The 17124-nt window shown below is 69.6% G+C and carries 20 protein-coding genes and 1 tRNA gene; 15 read left to right on the top strand and 6 right to left on the bottom strand.

Annotation, left to right across the window (positions count from 1 at the left end; translation table 11 throughout):
* Position 1: 1 nt before the first annotated feature.
* From ABZX12_RS41725 to ABZX12_RS41680, 10 genes are all read left to right on the top strand, one after another.
* Positions 2 to 937: a metallophosphoesterase gene (locus ABZX12_RS41725; RefSeq protein ID WP_355701024.1), complete on the top strand. Its 936-nt coding sequence runs from the start codon at positions 2 to 4 to the stop codon at positions 935 to 937.
* Between the two features lie 24 nt (positions 938 to 961).
* Positions 962 to 1038: transfer RNA gene (locus ABZX12_RS41720), tRNA-Pro, on the top strand.
* Positions 1039 to 1105: 67 nt separating this feature from the next.
* Positions 1106 to 2479 (top strand): J domain-containing protein, encoded by a 1374-nt coding sequence (locus ABZX12_RS41715; RefSeq protein ID WP_355701023.1) that lies wholly within the window; start codon positions 1106 to 1108, stop codon positions 2477 to 2479.
* Between the two features lie 4 nt (positions 2480 to 2483).
* The gene (gene lipB / locus ABZX12_RS41710) at positions 2484 to 3113 is read left to right on the top strand and encodes a lipoyl(octanoyl) transferase LipB (protein WP_355701022.1); all 630 of its coding nucleotides are present in this window, start codon (positions 2484 to 2486) and stop codon (positions 3111 to 3113) included.
* Positions 3114 to 3122: 9 nt separating this feature from the next.
* Positions 3123 to 3308, top strand: coding sequence for a hypothetical protein (locus tag ABZX12_RS41705; RefSeq protein WP_355701021.1), 186 nt, complete (start codon positions 3123 to 3125; stop codon positions 3306 to 3308).
* A 69-nt stretch (positions 3309 to 3377) separates the two neighbouring features.
* Complete coding sequence (locus tag ABZX12_RS41700; RefSeq protein WP_355701020.1) at positions 3378 to 3614, top strand: hypothetical protein; 237 nt, start codon at positions 3378 to 3380, stop codon at positions 3612 to 3614.
* The gene (locus ABZX12_RS41695) at positions 3607 to 4305 is read left to right on the top strand and encodes a carbohydrate-binding family 9-like protein (protein WP_355701019.1); all 699 of its coding nucleotides are present in this window, start codon (positions 3607 to 3609) and stop codon (positions 4303 to 4305) included. Before ABZX12_RS41700 ends, ABZX12_RS41695 begins: the two co-directional genes overlap by 8 nt.
* Before the next feature lie 53 nt (positions 4306 to 4358).
* Positions 4359 to 5282, top strand: a complete 924-nt coding sequence (locus tag ABZX12_RS41690; protein WP_355701018.1) for a tetratricopeptide repeat protein — start codon at positions 4359 to 4361, stop codon at positions 5280 to 5282.
* A gap of 122 nt (positions 5283 to 5404) precedes the next feature.
* Positions 5405 to 6193, top strand: coding sequence for a CoA transferase subunit A (locus ABZX12_RS41685; protein ID WP_355701017.1), 789 nt, complete (start codon positions 5405 to 5407; stop codon positions 6191 to 6193).
* Position 6194: 1 nt separating this feature from the next.
* Positions 6195 to 6824, top strand: a complete 630-nt coding sequence (locus ABZX12_RS41680) for a CoA transferase subunit B (protein WP_355701016.1) — start codon at positions 6195 to 6197, stop codon at positions 6822 to 6824.
* Here ABZX12_RS41680 and ABZX12_RS41675 read toward each other — a convergent pair.
* Positions 6814 to 8040 (bottom strand): hypothetical protein, encoded by a 1227-nt coding sequence (locus tag ABZX12_RS41675; protein ID WP_355701015.1) that lies wholly within the window; start codon positions 8038 to 8040, stop codon positions 6814 to 6816. The genes ABZX12_RS41680 and ABZX12_RS41675 overlap by 11 nt on opposite strands.
* Before the next feature lie 75 nt (positions 8041 to 8115).
* Here ABZX12_RS41675 and ABZX12_RS41670 point away from each other — a divergent pair, with 75 nt between their 5' ends.
* A complete protein-coding gene (locus ABZX12_RS41670) occupies positions 8116 to 9018 on the top strand; it encodes a carbohydrate kinase family protein (RefSeq protein WP_355701014.1) in 903 nt (300 codons plus the stop codon).
* 114 nt (positions 9019 to 9132) lie between these two features.
* On the opposite strand, the gene ABZX12_RS41665 is transcribed toward ABZX12_RS41670, so the two are convergent.
* The 3 genes from ABZX12_RS41665 to ABZX12_RS41655 are packed head-to-tail and all read right to left on the bottom strand — an operon-like array spanning position 9133 to position 10390.
* Complete coding sequence (locus ABZX12_RS41665; RefSeq protein WP_355701013.1) at positions 9133 to 9348, bottom strand: hypothetical protein; 216 nt, start codon at positions 9346 to 9348, stop codon at positions 9133 to 9135.
* Positions 9335 to 9649 (bottom strand): hypothetical protein, encoded by a 315-nt coding sequence (locus tag ABZX12_RS41660; RefSeq protein ID WP_355701012.1) that lies wholly within the window; start codon positions 9647 to 9649, stop codon positions 9335 to 9337. Before ABZX12_RS41660 ends, ABZX12_RS41665 begins: the two co-directional genes overlap by 14 nt.
* Positions 9650 to 9706: 57 nt before the next feature.
* Positions 9707 to 10390 carry an NUDIX domain-containing protein gene (locus tag ABZX12_RS41655; RefSeq protein ID WP_355701011.1) on the bottom strand — a complete coding sequence of 228 codons (684 nt, stop codon included), beginning with the start codon at positions 10388 to 10390 and terminating at the stop codon, positions 9707 to 9709.
* 75 nt (positions 10391 to 10465) lie between these two features.
* Here ABZX12_RS41655 and ABZX12_RS41650 point away from each other — a divergent pair, with 75 nt between their 5' ends.
* Positions 10466 to 11458 (top strand): SPFH domain-containing protein, encoded by a 993-nt coding sequence (locus ABZX12_RS41650; RefSeq protein WP_355701010.1) that lies wholly within the window; start codon positions 10466 to 10468, stop codon positions 11456 to 11458.
* The gene (locus ABZX12_RS41645) at positions 11455 to 12330 is read left to right on the top strand and encodes a hypothetical protein (RefSeq protein WP_355701009.1); all 876 of its coding nucleotides are present in this window, start codon (positions 11455 to 11457) and stop codon (positions 12328 to 12330) included. The genes ABZX12_RS41650 and ABZX12_RS41645 overlap by 4 nt, the downstream gene beginning before the upstream one ends.
* A gap of 7 nt (positions 12331 to 12337) precedes the next feature.
* Here the strand turns inward: ABZX12_RS41645 and ABZX12_RS41640 are convergent, their stop codons facing one another.
* Positions 12338 to 13084 carry an SDR family oxidoreductase gene (locus ABZX12_RS41640; protein WP_355701008.1) on the bottom strand — a complete coding sequence of 249 codons (747 nt, stop codon included), beginning with the start codon at positions 13082 to 13084 and terminating at the stop codon, positions 12338 to 12340.
* A 94-nt stretch (positions 13085 to 13178) separates the two neighbouring features.
* Between ABZX12_RS41640 and ABZX12_RS41635 the strand changes: the two genes are divergently transcribed.
* Entirely contained in the window at positions 13179 to 13985 is an 807-nt protein-coding gene (locus ABZX12_RS41635; protein ID WP_355701007.1) for a helix-turn-helix transcriptional regulator, read from the top strand.
* A gap of 16 nt (positions 13986 to 14001) precedes the next feature.
* On the opposite strand, the gene ABZX12_RS41630 is transcribed toward ABZX12_RS41635, so the two are convergent.
* Positions 14002 to 14973 (bottom strand): hypothetical protein, encoded by a 972-nt coding sequence (locus ABZX12_RS41630; RefSeq protein WP_355701006.1) that lies wholly within the window; start codon positions 14971 to 14973, stop codon positions 14002 to 14004.
* Between the two features lie 150 nt (positions 14974 to 15123).
* Here ABZX12_RS41630 and ABZX12_RS41625 point away from each other — a divergent pair, with 150 nt between their 5' ends.
* On the top strand, positions 15124 to 17016 hold the full coding sequence (locus tag ABZX12_RS41625) for a CocE/NonD family hydrolase (protein ID WP_355701005.1): 1893 nt from the start codon (positions 15124 to 15126) through the stop codon (positions 17014 to 17016).
* Positions 17017 to 17124 lie beyond the last annotated feature (108 nt).

Below are 17124 nucleotides of genomic sequence, written 5' to 3'. Positions count from 1 at the left end.
AATGAGTATCGCGAGGACCGCCCTGAAGACCGCCGCGGCGGTCACGGCTGTCGGCGCCGCGTGTGTCGGGTACGCGGCCGGGATCGAGGTGCGCTGGTTCACACTGCGCAAAGTCACCGTGCCGGTGCTGCCCGAGGGGTCGACCCCGCTGCGGGTGCTGCACCTGTCCGACCTGCACCTGATGCCCACGCAGGAGAAGAAGATCCGCTGGGTCAACGACCTGGCGGCGCTCGAGCCCGACCTGATCGTCAACACCGGCGACAACCTCGCGAGCGAGCACTCGGTACCTCCGCTGCTCCGCGCGTACGGCGACCTGCTCGACCTGCCCGGGGTGTTCGTGTTCGGCTCCAACGACTACTGGAAGCCGCATTTCAAGAACCCGGGCAAGTACCTGCTGCCCGCGAACAAGCAGCGGCACAAGCCGCACGGCCCCGACCTGCCGTACGAGGAGATGCGCCGCGCGTTCACCGGCGCCGGCTGGACGGACCTGAACAACGCCAAGGCCACCCTCAAGGTGAACGGCCTGCGCCTCGACTTCGCCGGCACCGACGACCCGCACATCAAGCGCGACCGGTACGACGACGTCGCGGGTGAGATCGACCCGGCCGCGGACCTGTCGATCGGCGTCACGCACGCGCCGTACCAGCGGGTCCTGAACGGTTTCGTCGGCGACGGCTATCCGCTGGTGCTCGCCGGCCACACGCACGGCGGCCAGCTCGCCGTCCCGTTCTACGGCGCCCTGGTGACGAACTGCGACCTCGACACGTCCCGTGTGAAGGGCCTGACCACCTGGGGGTACGGCGGTCGCCAGGCGGCGCTGCACGTGTCCGCGGGCCTCGGTACGTCGCCGTACGCGCCGGTCAGATTCGCCTGCCGGCCGGAGGCGACACTGCTGACTCTCGTCCCTCGGAATAACCCGATTTCGTCCGGACGCTGAGCCCATGTAAGCTACTCGCGACTTCGGGCTGTGGCGCAGCTTGGTAGCGCGCTTCGTTCGGGACGAAGAGGTCGCAGGTTCAAATCCTGTCAGCCCGACCACCATTGAGGGTCAGTCACTGCGGTGACTGGCCCTCAGTGCGTTAGGACGTGTCGCGGAGGTGCTTGGGTGGGCGGGGCCGATCACTACGAGGTGCTCAACGTCGAGCGCACGGCCAGCACCGCCGAGATCAAGTCCGCGTACCGGAAACTCGTCCGGCAGGTGCATCCGGACCAGGGCGGCAACGCGGCGCTCTTCCGCCTCGTCCAGGACGCCTGGAACACCTTGTCCGACCCGGCCAAGCGCGCCGCGTACGACCGCGGCCTCGACCGCCCCGCCGAACCACTGCGCTCGCCCGGACCCGACTCCCGGCACGATCCCGGCGCCTGGCACGACCGTGGGCCTGGCCGCGACCCTGATCCGGAGCCTGAACCCGAGCCGACGTGGACCTGGTCGACCGACCAGCCGTGGACGACGGAGCAGGCGGACGAGCAGCCGTGGTCGAGTGAGCAGCCCTTGTCCGGCGACTCGGCTCGACCGGTCGATGCGGGGGTGGTTCAGGTCCGCCCGGCCTTCGGCCGCTGGCGGGTTCCCGCCCTCGTGGCGCTGACGGGCCTCACCGCACTGATCGTGTGGTTCGCGGTCACCACCGAGTACCACGGATTCTGGGACTTCGCCCTCGGCGTCGGCCTGGTCGGCATGATCGTCGTCGCGCTTCCGCCGCACTGGAGCAGGCGGGTTCCGATCGGCGCCCTGCTCAAGGGACTCGGCATCCTCACAGCTGTCCTCTACCTGGCGATGCTGCTCCTCGCGAAGGACAGCCTGACGACACTGGACCGGATTCTGGTCGGCACGCTGCTCGCGGGCCTCGTGGTCACGCGGGTCCTCACCGGCCGTTGGTCGAAGGCGCACGCTCTCGACCGGGCCATCGACCGCACGGCGGCGTACGAGTTCAACCTGTGGGGCCGTCCCGGCGAGCCTCTCGTCGACGACGCCCTGGCCGCGCCGATCACGCCGTACGACGTCCTGCTGCAGCGGCGGACGGCCAACCTGCTCGATCCGGTGATCACCGCCCTGCCCGCGGCGAAGCTCGTCCATGGCGCGCAACTCGGCGCGGTCGCCGTCGACCACATGCTGCTCAACGGCCACCGCGTCGCGCTGATCGTCTCGCTGGTCGGACCGCCTGGCGTGTACTCCCTCGACGCCTACGGATCCCTCGCCCTCAACGGCCAGCCGCTCGACAGCCCCGCCGCCGCGCTGGAAGCCGCCGTCACCTCCTGGCGCGGCCGCCTCCGCACGGCCGAGGTCCGCGGCTTCCTGATCGTCCACCCGTCCGCCGACGGCCGCATCACCACCCGCCCCACCACCGACACCGCCGTCACCTGCCTCCCCGCCCGGTCCGCCGCCGACGAACTCCTCACCTGGCTCCGACCGGAAGGCAACTTCCTCGACCGCCGCCTCCTCTACGACGTCCTGCACCGCGCGCCGTACGGCCTAATCTGAACGTATGCAGCGGGTTGATCTCGGTGAGGTGGAGTACGGCGTTGCCGCGAAGGACATGCGGGAGTGGGTCGAGGAGCGGGTTGAAGGCAAGGCCGGGGATCGGCTGTTCTTGCTGAGTCATCCGCCGGTGATCACGTACGGGCCGCGGACTGTGCTCGACGATCTGCCGGCGGAGACGGCCGGGATTCCGGCGGTGGAGGTTGATCGGGGTGGGTTCGCGACGTACCACGGGCCGGGTCAGCTGGTCGGGTATCTGGTGATCGATCTGCACCAGCGCGGGCCGGTCGACGTCGTGCGGTGGGTGGAGAACGGGCTGATCGACGCGCTCGGGTCGCTCGGGTTCCCGCTGGTGCGACGGGACACGCCGAAGGGTGCGAGCAGCCTGGTCGGGGTCTGGACCGCGGACGGCCGGAAGCTGTGCTCGATCGGGATGCGGATCCGGCGGGGCGTGACCAGCCACGGGTTCTCGATCAACGTGGACCCGGACATGACCGTTTTTCACACCTTCACGAGTTGCGGGCTGCACGACGTCACGATGGTGTCGCTCGCGGAGCTGGCCGCCGAGCAGGGCCTGGCCGTGCCGACCGACGCCGACGTGCGCGATGCCGTCGCGCGCAGCCTGGGAGCCCGATAACCTGCGGCAATGGGTCAGGAGGACGACGGCGACCGGATGCCGGAAGATCTGGAAGCCGTCCTGGAGGCCGCCGACGAGGCAGACGAGGCCGAGAAGGCCGAGCGGGGGCGGTACGACGCTCCGCCGCTGCCGCCCGCGCTGATCCTCGGGGTGGTCGGGCTGCTGTGCGGCTTCGCGACCATCGCGCTGGTGTAGCTGAGTGAGCGCAGTTGCGAGCGGTTCCGCGACACCACGAACTGCGGCGCCCTCGGGCTGCCGTTGCTGGTGCTGATCGTCGTGGCCACGATGGTGCTCGGCGGCCTGGCGCTCAGCCGGCTGGCGATGCCGCACCCGAAGCTGATCCCGTTCCTCGGCGTCGCGTTCATGGTCGCGCTGGTCGTCGCGTTCCTGACCGGCCACCTGGACTCGCCGTGGATCCTCGCCGTCGTACCGGCGCTGACCGCCATCACCTTCCTGCTCGCCGATCTCGTCGCCCGACTGCTGGAGCGTGCCGATGCCTGACCTGCCCGTCTACGAGTGCCCGCGGACCGCCACCACGCCGAATCTCGACGGCACCCTGACCGACCCCGCCTGGGACGCCGCGCCCTGGACCACGGACTTCGTCCCGATCCACGACGGCCCCGCGCCGCGGTTCCGGACCCGGGCGAAGCTGATGTACGACGACCGGTACCTGTACGTCGGCGGTCTGCTCGAGGAGCCGCACGTCTGGTCGACGATGACCGAGCACAACAGCAAGCTGTTCCACGAGAACAACTTCGAGCTGTTCCTCGACCCGGACGGCGACGGGCTGAACTACTACGAGTTCGAGATCAACCCGCTCGGCACGATCTGGGAGCTCACGCTGCCCAAGCCGTACGTCGACGGCGGCGTCCCGATCGACCCGACGAATCTGCCCGGTCTGCGGACCGCGGTCCACGTGGACGGCACGGTCAACGACCCGTCCGACACCGACACCGGCTGGTCGGTCGAACTCGCCGTACCGTGGGCCGACCTGGCTGCGTACAACCAGGGCCGCGCGACGCCGCCGAACCCGGGCGACGAGTGGCGGATGAACCTGATGCGCTGCGAGTGGCCGCACGAAGTCGTCGACGGGGCGTACGTGAAGGGCGAGGAGATCGAGTTCTGGGTGTGGTCGCCGCAGGGCATCGAGGACATGCACCGGCCGGCTACCTGGGGTGTGCTCCGTTTCTGATCCCCGTGACCCCTGTGACACGGCGTTAACACGGCCGAGAGACAATGAGGTACGTGAGCTTGGGGGGCAGCGGCGATCTCGACGGCGACCAGGTCGTCAGCGCGATCGAGCGTGCCTGCGAGAGCGATCTGCGGACGGCCTTGCGGCTGGTCGCGCGCTACTCGGCGTACTGGTGGTCGAACGGGCTTCAGGACGAGGCCGCGGCCGCGGCGGAGCGGGTGCTCAGCATGCTCGGCCGGACCGTCCCGGTCGGGCTCGACGAGGAGTACCTGCTGGCGGTCGTCCACGGAGCCGCGACGGCCGAGCAGGAGCAGGTGGAGCTGGCCCAGCAGATCGTGCTGACCACGACCGGCCCGTTCCGGTACTCCGTGACGGTGCTGCTCTGGTCACTCGTGTTCGGGCCGTTCGAGCCGGCGGCCGTGATCGAGGACGTCCTGGAGCGGAACGAGGGCGGTGACGCGTGGACGCGCGCAGCCGTCGAGCTGTGCCGCGGTTACCCGGGTCTGACCACGGCTGCGCCGGGTGACGCCGTACAGGCGTTGCGTACGGCGCTGGGCCGGTTCCGGATGCTGGAGGACCGCTGGGGCATGTTCCTGGCGCTGAACGGGCTCCGGCAGGTCGTCGACGAGCCGCTGGACGTCATCACGGAGGCGATCCGGCTGGCCGAGCACCTGTGCCTCGCCGAGGAGACCGCCTTGCTGCTGTGCGAGCGCGCCGACCTCTACCGGCGGCAGGGGAAGCTCGAGGACGCGCACGAGGACTACAGTCACGCACTGTCGATCGGTGAGCACGCCGACCTCCCGGAGAGCGTCGCCGCGGCGCGGATCGGCCTGAGCCGTGCGGCGCGCGGCACCGGCAACCTCCCGGCGGCTCGCGCGCACCTGTCCGCCGTGCTCGCGCTCCCCGACCTGGACGTCGCCCACCACGAGGCGATCCTCGAACTCACCGCGCTGAACGCCTCCGAGGCATCGGCGTAGGACCCGACCACACAGCCGGGTGGTACGCCGCCACATCTGTGGCACCGCCCACATCGCGAGACATCGTTCAGCTGGTTAGAGTCGGAGCGAATCGGCCTCGACATACTGCAACGGAGCAGCTGATGGACAAGACGTACGGGTCGCCGCAGGAAGCGGTGGCGGACATCGGGGACGGCGCCAGTCTCGCCGTCGGCGGCTTCGGGTTGTGCGGCAACCCGATGCAGCTGATCAGTGCTCTGCACGACAAGGGGGTGTCCGGGCTCAGCGTCGTGTCGAACAACTGCGGCGTCGACGACTGGGGCCTCGGGATCCTGCTCGCGGACAAGCGGATCGCGAAGATGACCTCGTCGTACGTCGGGGAGAACAAGGAGTTCGCCCGGCAGTTCCTGTCCGGTGAGCTGGAGGTCGAGCTGACGCCGCAGGGGACGCTGGCCGAGAAGCTCCGGGCCGGCGGCTGCGGGATCGCCGCGTTCTACACACTGGCCGGCGTCGGCACCCAGGTCGCCGACGGCGGGCTGCCGCAGAAGTACAACGCCGACGGCACGGTCGCAAAGGCGTCGGAGCCGAAGGAGACCCGGGAGATCAACGGGACGACGTACGTCCTGGAGGAGTCGATCACCACCGACTTCGGGCTGGTTCATGCTTTGAAGGGCGACACACACGGCAACTTGGTCTTCGATCGCAGCGCGCGGAACTTCAACCCGCTCGCGGCGATGGCCGGCCGGGTGACGATCGCGCAGGTCGAGGAGCTCGTCCAGCCTGGTGAACTGGACCCGGACTCGATCCACCTGCCGGGCGTCTACGTCCAGCGTGTCGTTGCGGTCGGCAAGGACATCGAGAAGCGGATCGAGAAACGCACGGTGCAACCACGGGAGTCCTTCGAGGCTCAGCGCGAGAAGCTGGAGGCCTGAGATGCCACTCACCCGTGAGCAGATGGCCGCCCGGGCCGCCGCCGAGCTCGAGGACGGCTCGTACGTGAACCTCGGCATCGGCCTGCCGACGCTGGTCCCGAACTACATCCCGGACGGCGTCACCGTCGTCCTGCAGTCGGAGAACGGCATCCTCGGCGTCGGGCCGTACCCGGTCGAGGGCGAGGAGGACCCGGACCTGATCAACGCCGGCAAGGAGACCGTCACGACGATGCCCGGGGCGTCGTTCTTCGACTCCTCGCTGTCGTTCGGGATGATCCGCGGCGGCGCGATCGACGCGGCCATTCTCGGCGCCATGCAGGTCTCGGCCAAGGGCGACCTGTCGAACTGGATGATCCCCGGCAAGATGGTCAAGGGGATGGGTGGCGCGATGGACCTGGTGCACGGCGCCAAGAAGGTGATCGTGCTGATGGAGCACGTCGCCAAGGACGGCTCGCACAAGATCCTCGAGGAGTGCGATTTGCCGTACACCGGCCGCGGCGTCGTGAACCGGATCATCACCGACCTGGCCGTCCTGGACGTCACCGACGACGGCCTGCGGCTGGTCGAGCTCGCCGAAGGCGTCACCTTCGACGAGCTCCAGTCCAAGACAGGCGCGCCGATCAAGCAATGAACTTCGTCTCCGGCAGCGCGTGGCTCCAGTCGGAGGGGCGCTGCCGGAGGTGCTGGTCGAAGAACGCCGGGACGTAGGTGCGCAGCGCGCGCAACACGCTGCCCGCGTCCGCCGTACCGACGGTGTTCGCGATCAGTTCCGGCGGGACCGGGAAGAACCGCTGGAACCACGGGATCAGCGCCTGGTAGTCGACGAAGCTGTAGTGCCGGCCGTTCGGCAGGTTCAGGTCGCGCTTCCAGCCTGACGAGTGATCCCAGAACAGTCCCCAGGACGGGTCGGTCCGGTGGTCGTGCGGCCCCGGACCGATCGCACCCGAGCCCATCAGCAGGAACGGGCGCGTCGTCCCCTGCGCGACGGTCGGGCAGTCGGCCGGGTCGTCGTACCCGTACCCGAGTGCGCCGTCCAGGTCGATCGCGGCGCGGATCCGCGGGTCGGCGACCAGCAGGTCGACCGAGGTGAGGCCGCCGGCCGAGTGGCCGTACGCCCCGATCCGGTCGAGGTCGAGGACGGCGCCGAGTCCGGCCGGGAGGCGGCGGTGCTCCGCATCCGGGTTGTCGCCGCGGGCGAGCCGGCCGAGGGCGTCGAGGACGAAGCGCAGATCGTCGAAGCGCGCGGTGCGGGCGAGCAGCGCGTACGGCGCCGGCGGGAGCGCCTGCACCTCGATCCGGTTCCCCGGGAACTCGACGCCCGCGACCTCGTACGTGTGGTCGACGGTGACCACGACGTACCCGCGACTGGCGAGCTCCGCGACGCTGATCGACGCGAGCCCGCGCGGCACGCCGAACCCCGGCGAGAACAGCACGACCGGCCGCTTCCCGGGCAGGACCGGTGCGAGCAGGCCGCCGTGACTCGTGGCGCCGATCCAATCGATCGTGCCGACGGGCTGCTGGAGCGCGATCGCCGCCCCTTCGCCGAACACCTGCGCGGTCAACGGCGGCAGGTACGGCGCGGGCGCGGCCGGGCGGCGCGCCGGATACCAGATGCTGACCATCAGCTCACGCGGCCGGCCGGGAACGTACGGATCGTCGCGACCGCGGTCGACGAGGTGCAGCTCGGTGGTGCCGACGGGAAAGGCGCCAGTGGGTCGCGGCAGCCGGATCGGCACCGGCGCCCCACGACTCACCTCACGATGCGCGGAAGCGATCAGGGCCGGCGTGGCGAAGCTGCCGAGTGGAGCCAGCAGGGCCGAGGCGATGAGAGTTCGGCGATTGAGCATGGCCCGACTGTGCCCGGACACCAACTATCCGTTCAGCTTGCGAAAGACACCTGTGATCCCTGGCGAAAGTCGGGTATGACGGGACAGGTGGAGCTGGATGTGCTGGTGATCGGCGGAGTAGGCATCGACACGATCGTGCGGGTGCCCGGCCTGCCGTTGGCGGACGTGGACACGGTCCCGGTCGAACCGATCGAGTCGTACCTGGCGCACACCGGTCACGGCGTCGCGCTCGGCTGCCACCTGCTCGGGCTGCAGGCCGGAGTGGTGGACGTGATCGGCGACGACCCCGAGGGTGCGCGGATCCGCCGTGCGTACGACGAGCTCGGCATCCCGCTGCGCGTCGTGCTGCACCCGAGCGGCACCCGCCGGTCGGTCAATCTGGTCGCCCCGGACGGCCGCCGGTTGTCGATGTACGACGGCCGCCACCCGCGCGGTCTGCGCGTCGACCCGAACCTGTGGCGCCCGGTGCTGCGCCGCGCGCAGCACGTCCACGTCTCGATCATGGACTTCGCCCGCGACGCCCTCGGTGACGCGATCGCCGCCGACCGGTCGATCTCCACCGACCTGCACGACTGGGACGGCCGCAACGACCACCACAAGGACTTCGCCACCGCCTCCGACATCGTCTTCGTCTCGGCCGCCGCGCTGCCGGCCGACGGCGTCGACTGGATCCTCGCCAACGGCCGCGCCGACGTGGTGGTCGCGATGGCCGGCGCGGACGGCAGCTACCTGCACGTCCGCGGTGAGCCGGTGCGGCACTTCCCCGCGATCACGTTCCCCGACCGCCCGATCGTCGACACCAACGGCGCCGGCGACGCCTACGTGGCCGCCTTCCTGGCCCGCTACCTCGACGGAGCCCCCTGGGAGGACGCCGCCACCGCCGGCACCGTCGCCGCCAGCTGGGCCTGCGGCTCCCCCGGCACCCACACCAACCTGATCACCGCCGAAGAACTCGCCGTTCGCAGCAGAACGCTGTGACAGATCTCCGTGTGAACGTCCGGACCTGTATAGTTGTCTGCAGCTCAGGGCAGTAGCCCTCGGGAAGTGAACCCGGCAGTCATCCGGACGGTTGGCGAGCCGGGTTTCGCGCGTCTAGACCTGGATCACCGTCGAGTAGGGCGCGACGAGTTCACGCCATTCGCCGCCCTTCACCCACGACCACGCCACGGCGTCGGGCGTCCACAGCATCGGATCCGCGTGCGCCGCGAGCAGTTCGTACCGCAAACTGTCGGAGCACTCGTGCCGACGCGCGGCGTGGAACAACACCTGCTTGTCGACGGTCGCAGTGGACTCATCACGCTCGACCACGAGCCGCTCCGCCGAGCTTGCGATGTCCTGGACCATGGCCGCCAGACAGGCCCGCCCGAGCTGCGATGTCGTTCCTGTCCGCCTGATACAAGCGGGCCACAAGACCCAACTCGGCGATCACCGCAAGAATCTTCCGCCGCCTCGCCGGCGACTCTTTGGTGAAGTGAATCCGCCGCTCACGAGGCATCAGCAGACTCGCCATCGTTCGCCGATGCCCGTTCACTTCCTTTGCAGGGCACAGAGTTGCCGCCATGAGAAGACCTTTGGTCTTGCTCTCGTCGACGAACACATGCTCCGGCATGGCGTGAACTCTAAGTGTGTGCTCCGGCAGCGCAAAGTCACGAAAGTCGGCTGGAGGTCAACCACGCGTCATCGGCGGGTGCAGGGTGGTGGCGGTGCCGCGGTGGAAGAGTTGGGCCGGGCGGCCGCCGTCGCGTGTCGTGGTGGTGCCCACGGGGGCGACGAAGTCGGGGGTCTTGGTGACTTTGCGGTGGAAGTTCCGCGGGTCGAGCGGGATGCCCCAGACCGCCTCGTAGACGCCGCGGAGTTCGGAGATCGTGAACTCCGGCGGGCAGAACGCGGTGGCCAGCGGTGAGTACTCGAGCTTCGCGCGCGCCCGCTCCACGCCGTCGGCCAGGATCCGGTGGTGGTCGAACGCCAGCCGGCCGGCATCGTCCAGGACGTCGGTCGCGTCGACCCAACTCGCCGACGCCGCGTCCGAACCGGCGACCGGCGCGGGCAGGTCCGGCACGAGCGCCAGGTACGCGACGCTGACCACCCGGCCGCGCGGGTCCCGGTCCGGAGCGCCGTACGTCGCGACCTGCTCGAGGTGGATCCGCTCCGCGGACAGCCCGGTCTCCTCCGCGAGCTCGCGGCGCGCGGTCGTCTCGAGGTCCTCGGCCGGCCGGACGAACCCGCCGGGCAGCGCCCAGCGGCCCTGGTACGGCGGGATGCCACGGCGGATCAGCAGCACCTGGAGGCGGCCGTCACGGACGGTCAGGATGACCAGGTCGGTGGCCAGGCCGAGCGGCTCGAAGTCCATCACCCCACTCTAATCGTCATCTTGACGAAAAGTCATCTCACCCCTTATCGTCATAGTGACGACAAGGAGTAAGAGATGGCAGACATCACCCGGTTCCGCTTCATCAGCCACCTGCGGGCCAACCCGACCACCCACGTGCGGCACCTGCGCAACGGCAAGGTGGCGCACGACGGCGCCGGTCAGGCGTTCTGGTTCCGGGCGTTGAACTCGTCGCTGAGCGAGATCCCGATCGACGACCGCGAGCAGCCGTTGCTGTTCCACGGCCGCACGCAGGACTTCCAGGACGTCGCGGTGCAGGCCACCGTCACCTATCGGGTGACGGATCCGGCGCTGGCCGCCGGCCGGCTGGACTTCGGCATCGACCCGGGCACCGGGCTGTGGCGGTCCACGCCGCTCGAGCAGCTCGGCGGGCTGCTGACCGAGCTGGCTCAGCAGACCGCACTCGACCTGCTGGCCAGGATGACACTGACCGAGGCGCTCTCCGAGGGCATGACCGCGCTGCGTCGGGCGGTCGGCACCGGCCTGCGGGAGGACCAGCGGCTGACCGGTCTCGGGATCGGCGTCGAGGACGTCCGCGTCGTCGCGGTGCGGGCCGAGCGGGACGTGGAGAAGGCGCTGCAGACGCCGACCCGCGAGATGGTGCAGCAGGCCGCGGACAAGGCGACGTACGAACGGCGCGCGCTCGCCGTCGAACGGGAGCGCTCGATCGCCGAGAACGAACTGCAGAACCAGATCGAGCTCGCCCGGCGCGAGGAGCAACTGGTCAACCAGCGCGGTCAGAACGAGCGTCTCCGGGCGACCGAGGCGGCGGCCGCCGGTCAGATCGAGACGCACGCGGCGGCCGGTCGTCAGCGGGCCCTGGCCGAGGCGGAGGCGGACGCCAAGCGGGTGATCGGCGCGGCGGAGGCTGCGGCCGAGCAGGCGATGCTGGCGGCGTACGCCGAGCTGGACCAGGGGACGATCCTGGCGATGGCGATCAAGCAGGGCGCCCTGCCGGAGATCGGCACGCTGAACCTGACTCCGGACCTGCTGACCCCGATCCTCAGCAAGCTGGCCGAACAGCGATGACACTTCCTCCGAGGGCGGTGATCGTGCACCGGGCGACCGAGCTCACCGAGCTGGTCGCCCGGCACGGGACGCGCCAGCAGGCCGGGTTCTTCCTGGCCGGGCGCGGACGGGATCTGGAAGAGCTGGACGCGCGGCACCAGGCGCAGCAGGACGCGCTGGCGACCGTGTCGGCGGCGATCCCGCTGGACTGGCGGCGTGCGGTCGCCGAGCGCGACGATCTCGACCGGTTCGGATTCGGGCCGGAGGACGTCGTGATCGCCGTCGGGCAGGACGGCCTGGTCGCGAACGTGGCGAAGTACCTGGACGGCCAGCCGGTGATCGGGATCAACCCCGAACCGGCCCGCAACCCCGGCGTACTCGTCCCGCACGAACCCGAGGCGATCACCGATCTGCTGGTGTCCCGGCAGGTCACCGAGCGGACGATGGTTGCCGCGAGCACCGATGACGGGCAGCACCTGGTCGCGTTGAACGAGGTGTACGTCGGCCACCGCACGCACCAGTCCGCGCGCTACCGGCTGGGCGCCCCCGACGCGCTGCCCGAGCGGCAGTCGTCGTCCGGGATCCTGATCGGCACCGGGACCGGATCGACCGGCTGGTGCCGATCGGCCTGGCAGGAGCGCCGCAGTCCGCTGGCGCTGCCGACGCCGACCGATCCGGTGCTGTGCTGGTTCGTGCGCGAAGCCTGGCCGTCGCCGGCGACCGGCACCGCCAACACCGAAGGGCTACTGAAGGCGCCGGATTCGCTGACGATCACGGCCGAGTCGGACCTGGTCGTGTTCGGCGACGGCATGGAGTCCGACACCTTGAGCATCGGCTGGGGTCAGCGGATCGAGGTCGGCGTCGCCCCGGTGAAGCTGCACCTGGTGGTCTGAGACGCGCCTAGACCTCCCTCGCCGGCTGGATGACGAGGTGCGGGAGGTTGACCTCGCGGGGGCGGCCGGTGACGTAGGCGATCAGGTCGGCAACCTCGGTGGGTGGGACGGCGGGCAGGGCGGATCGGAGGTCGTTGACCATCGACTGGAGCTCGGGCGGGAAGCTGTCGGCGAGTTCGGTGCCGTCGATCATGCCGGGTTCGAGATCGGTGACGCGGATGCCGTCGCCGGCCAGTTCGGCGCGCAGAGTCCGGGTCAGGTGGCTGACGGCTGCCTTCGAGGCTCCGTACACCGCCATGCCGGGGTTGATCCGCTCGCCGGCCAGCGACGACACGTTGATCAGGTCGGTCGTGCGCGTCGAAGCGGACCGGCGCAGTGCCGGCAGGAATGCGTGGGTGACGTTGATGACGCCGGTGAGGTTGACGTCGACCGTACGCCGCCACGCGTCGACCGGCCCGTCCGCGAACGGGATCACGTCCATCACCCCCGCGTTGTTGACCAGCAGGTCGACGTCGCCCAGCCGGTCCTGCACCAACGCCGCGGCGTCGGCGACGGACTGCTCGGAGGTGACGTCGGCCGGTACGACGAGCGCCGTACCGCCGGCCTCGGCGATCTCCGCGGCCACCTTCTCCAGCCGGTCACGGCGCCGCGCGAGCAGTGCTACGGACGCTCCGTCGGCGGCGAGGCGAGTGGCGACGGCGGCGCCGATTCCGCTGGCGGCGCCGGTGACGAGTGCGATGCGTGAGGTTGTCATGGCTCCACCTTCGTCCGCCCGGCGCGGGCTCAGGAGATCCGCTTCGACCCTAGGTCCGGCAGTACCACACAGCGCACCCAGGGATACTGATCGGGTGAGCGCGCGACCGCAGCTGGGAGAGTTCCTGCAGAGCCGGCGGGCCCGGGTACAGCCTCAGGACGTGGGGCTGCGCCCCGGCCGCGACCGGCGGGTGTCCGGGTTGCGCCGTGAGGAGGTCGCGCTGCTCGCCAACGTGAGCGTCGACTACTACGTACGGCTCGAGCAGGGGCGCGCCGGGAACCCGTCGACGGCCGTACTGACCGCGGTGGCGGACGCCCTGCGGATGGACGAGGCTGAGCGCGACCACTTGCGGCTGCTCGCCTGCGCCGCGCCACCCGCCGTACCGCCGAAGGCTGCCGTCCGGCCGCAGTTGAAGGCGATGCTCGACGCGATGCAGGGCGTGCCGGCGCTCGTCGTCGACCGGCTGAGCAACGTCCTCGCGTGGAACGCGGCGGCGTGCGAGGTGGTCGCGGACTTCGAGGACTCCGCGGACCCGAACCTTGCCCGGCTGTACTTCCTGGATCCCGCGTCGCGGCAGTACTACGCCGACTGGGAGACCGTCGCCCAGGATGCGGTGGCCCTGCTCCGGCGGGCGTCCGCCGCATACGCCGACGACACCGAGCTGGCCGCACTGGTCGACGAGCTGCGGACGGCGGACGCCGACTTCGAGCGGTTCTGGACCTCACAGGACGTCCAGAACCGCTCCCACTGCCCCAAAACCCTCAACCACCCCGAGGCCGGCCGGCTGACCTTCACCCTGGAGTCCCTCGAACTCGCCGGCGACGACGACCAGTACGTCCTCACGTACACCCCCGCCGACCAGACCACCGCAACCTGGCTGACCCAGCACACCAACAGCTGACGGGACGTCGTCGCCGTCAGTCGCCGTTCGCGACGTCGTACACGGGGATCGGGACCCAGCGGAAGTCGACCGGGTCGTCGAACGTTCCGGGGACCTCGCCGCGCGACTGGATCACCGTGGACAGGCCGTTCGCGTGCCCGACGGCGTACAGGTAGCCCTTCTTGGTGTCCTTGTCGATGCCGAGCAGCAGCGTGCCGTACTGACCGCAGCCCATCGCCGACAGGGTCTCGAAGCCCTGCCAGCTACGGGTGCGGACAGGCTTGACGATCGGCTTCGACGAGCCGACCGTGAGCCGGATCGTGTACAGCGCCCCGCCCCGGGTATTGGCCAGGAAGGTGTCGTACGTCGGGGTCTTCGCGATCAGCGTCATCGTCTTGACCGCGGACAGACCCGCGAACGACCCGGTCGACCGCCAGACGCCCTTGTCGCTGACGGTCCAGCGGTACAGGACGTCGCCCTTCAGCCCGTACGCAGCGTTGCGGTAGATCTTGTTGTCCGGGCTCAGGTACTCGGCGGCCTCCAGGAACCTGAACGTACTCCAGCCGCCGCCGACCCGCGTCAGCGAGACCGGACCGTCGGTGGTCCCGTCCTCGTAGCCCGTGTAGCCGCTGAAGTAGAGCGCGTCGCCGATCACGAGGTACCCGTAGCGGTCGGTGCCGGAGATGTTCGGCTCGATCGTCTGCCGGGCGCTCAACCGAACCTGACCGGGTTTGTACACCTTGGGCGTCTGCCAGTCGTTCGGCACCTGCGGCGGAACGGTGGCGGTCGGGTCCTTGAAGTGGTGCGAACCGTCGGCGGTGACGCCACCCTGCCAGACGAAACAGGCCTGGGCCTGCGCGGCGGTGATCGTCCTGCTCGTGCCCGGCACCTTGGCGCCGGGCTTGGTCGGGTCGGGCTTGGCCGTTCCCTGTGCGTGCGCGGCAGCCGGCACCAAGGCGGTCAGCGCGAGTACAGCGCTCCCTGCAAGGGCAGTCAGTCGTGGATTCATGTCGCCCCCTCTCAGAACTCTTGATACGAGGCAGACACAGAAAGTTGCGGGTGAAGTATTACCCGTGCTTGTTCACGAATGGTGAGCGCGCGAGTGAGTTCTGTGCACAGAATAGATCCTCACCTACCGCCCATAGGGGGAGATCCACCCATGCGCAGAACTCGGTTACGTGCCGGGCTGGCCCTGGTCGTCGCAGCGGTGGTGGCTCCGGCTGCCTCGCTGACCGCCGCCGCAGAACCCACAGCCAAACCCTTCGTCCAGGGCACCGCGACGGTGCCCGCGTACGACTACGACAACGCCATCCACGAGCGCGTGCAGGTCGACGTACCCAAGCTCGACGGGGACGCGAACGGTGTCACCGACCAGATCACCGTCGACATCATCCGGCCGGGCGAGGCGGCCCAGGCCGGCATCGACGTACCGGTGATCGTCCAGGCTTCGCCGTACTACGCCGGCGATCCGGCGAGCTACTTCGACGCCACCGGCACCCGGCAGGTGTTCGGGAGCTGGCTGGACAACTACTTCGTGCCGCGCGGGTACGCCGTCGCGTTCGTCGACATGCCCGGCACCTTCCGGTCCACCGGGTGCAGCGACGTCGGTGCCGACCTCGAGGTGCTCGGCACCAAGGCGGTCATCGACTGGCTGAACAACCGCACCACCGGACACACGCCGGAGGGCAACGCCGCCAAGGCCGACTGGTCGACCGGCAAGGCCGGCATGATCGGCGTGTCCTGGAACGGGACGATCGCGAACTCGGTCGCCGCTACCGGCGTTCGCGGGTTGGAGACGATCGTGCCGATCGCGGCGATCTCCAGCTGGTACGACTACACGCGCGGCTTCGGTGTGCCGTTCTACGACGAGTACATGGGCTTCCTGCACGACTACGTCAGCAACGACGCGTCGCCGCGGTGCGTCGAGCTGACCAACGAGATCGAGCAGGACTCCGACACCCGCACCGGGTCGTACAGCAGCTGGTGGGACCCGCGGAACTACCGGCTCGACGCGTCCAACGTCCGGGCGAGCGTGTACGTCGTCCACGGGCTCGGCGACGAGAACGTGAAGACCCGGCAGTTCGGCGAGTGGTGGGACGAGCTCGCGCAGCGGAACGTGCCGCGGAAGATCTTCCTGCACCAGGGCGTGCACCTGGACGGGTTCAGCTTCCGCGACGAGTGGGTGAACAAGCTGCACCCGTGGTTCGACTACTGGCTACAGGGCCTGAAGAACGGCGTGATGGACACGCCGCAGGCCACGATCCAGCGTGAGGACGGCTCGTTCGTGGACGAGGCCCGCTGGCCGGCGGTCGGCGCTCGCCCGACGACGTTGCAGCTCAGCAAGCTGTCCGGTACGAGCGGCCCGGTCAGCTTCACCGGGACGGACAAGGAGTCGGCCGACACCGTCGTCCTCGACCCGACGGCCGCGCGGACCGATCGGGCGGTGTTCCTCAGTGACGAGCTGACCAAGGCCGTCCGGGTCAGCGGCACCGGGAAGGTGTCGGTGCGGGTCAAGGTCAACAAGGTTGCCGCAGGCATCAAAGCGCGGCTGGTCGACTACGGTACCGCGAACCGGTACGTGAACGTCACGAACGTCCCGGACACGCGCGTCTGCTGGGGTGACGGGAATGCGCTCGACACCGGGTGCTACGCGGACACGCAGGTCAACACCGCGGTCTCCGACACGTCCGTCGTCGTCCGGACGCTGGCCGATGTCGGGCACTACAAATCCCTGTACACCAAGGAATCGCTGCGGTCGGACCGTTGGTACGACCTGTCGTTCGAACTGAACGCCGACGACGTGGTGTTCGCGGCCGGGCACCGCCTCGGCCTGGTGCTGACCGTCGAGCCGGACAACCCGTCCGTACCGTTCACCGGCGCGACGATCACCCTCGACCCGTCGCGTTCGTCGCTCACCCTCCCGCTGACGAGCTACACCTCGTCCCTCCAAACCGCCGAGCAAGCCCGGGTCCCCTCCACCCGCCTGGCCCAGCCGGAACCGGAGAAGGACCCGGTGGACCTGATGCGCCAGATGGTCGAAGCCTCCCGCTAGCCACCGGTCGTTTGCGGGGTTGACCCCTGAGTTGGCCGGTTGCCCACTGAGATTCTCGGGAGGCAACCGTCCATCTTGGGGGTTGACCCCTGAGACGGACGGTGGACG

The organism is Kribbella sp. NPDC003505, from assembly GCF_040610875.1.
Lineage (GTDB): Bacteria > Actinomycetota > Actinomycetes > Propionibacteriales > Kribbellaceae > Kribbella.
Note: the sequence above shows the minus strand (reverse complement) of the source record. Positions and strands in the feature narration are given on the sequence as shown.

Coding starts and splice junctions, on each gene's coding strand:
- ABZX12_RS41725 (WP_355701024.1), top strand. CDS start 2: ATGAGTATCGCGAGGACCGCCCTGAAGACCGCCGCGGCGGTCACGGCT.
- lipB (WP_355701022.1), top strand. CDS start 2,484: ATGCAGCGGGTTGATCTCGGTGAGGTGGAGTACGGCGTTGCCGCGAAG.
- ABZX12_RS41705 (WP_355701021.1), top strand. CDS start 3,123: ATGGGTCAGGAGGACGACGGCGACCGGATGCCGGAAGATCTGGAAGCC.
- ABZX12_RS41695 (WP_355701019.1), top strand. CDS start 3,607: ATGCCTGACCTGCCCGTCTACGAGTGCCCGCGGACCGCCACCACGCCG.
- ABZX12_RS41685 (WP_355701017.1), top strand. CDS start 5,405: ATGGACAAGACGTACGGGTCGCCGCAGGAAGCGGTGGCGGACATCGGG.
- ABZX12_RS41680 (WP_355701016.1), top strand. CDS start 6,195: ATGCCACTCACCCGTGAGCAGATGGCCGCCCGGGCCGCCGCCGAGCTC.
- ABZX12_RS41675 (WP_355701015.1), bottom strand. CDS start 8,040: ATGCTCAATCGCCGAACTCTCATCGCCTCGGCCCTGCTGGCTCCACTC.
- ABZX12_RS41670 (WP_355701014.1), top strand. CDS start 8,116: ATGACGGGACAGGTGGAGCTGGATGTGCTGGTGATCGGCGGAGTAGGC.
- ABZX12_RS41660 (WP_355701012.1), bottom strand. CDS start 9,649: ATGCCGGAGCATGTGTTCGTCGACGAGAGCAAGACCAAAGGTCTTCTC.
- ABZX12_RS41655 (WP_355701011.1), bottom strand. CDS start 10,390: ATGGACTTCGAGCCGCTCGGCCTGGCCACCGACCTGGTCATCCTGACC.
- ABZX12_RS41650 (WP_355701010.1), top strand. CDS start 10,466: ATGGCAGACATCACCCGGTTCCGCTTCATCAGCCACCTGCGGGCCAAC.
- ABZX12_RS41645 (WP_355701009.1), top strand. CDS start 11,455: ATGACACTTCCTCCGAGGGCGGTGATCGTGCACCGGGCGACCGAGCTC.
- ABZX12_RS41640 (WP_355701008.1), bottom strand. CDS start 13,084: ATGACAACCTCACGCATCGCACTCGTCACCGGCGCCGCCAGCGGAATC.
- ABZX12_RS41630 (WP_355701006.1), bottom strand. CDS start 14,973: ATGAATCCACGACTGACTGCCCTTGCAGGGAGCGCTGTACTCGCGCTG.
- ABZX12_RS41625 (WP_355701005.1), top strand. CDS start 15,124: ATGCGCAGAACTCGGTTACGTGCCGGGCTGGCCCTGGTCGTCGCAGCG.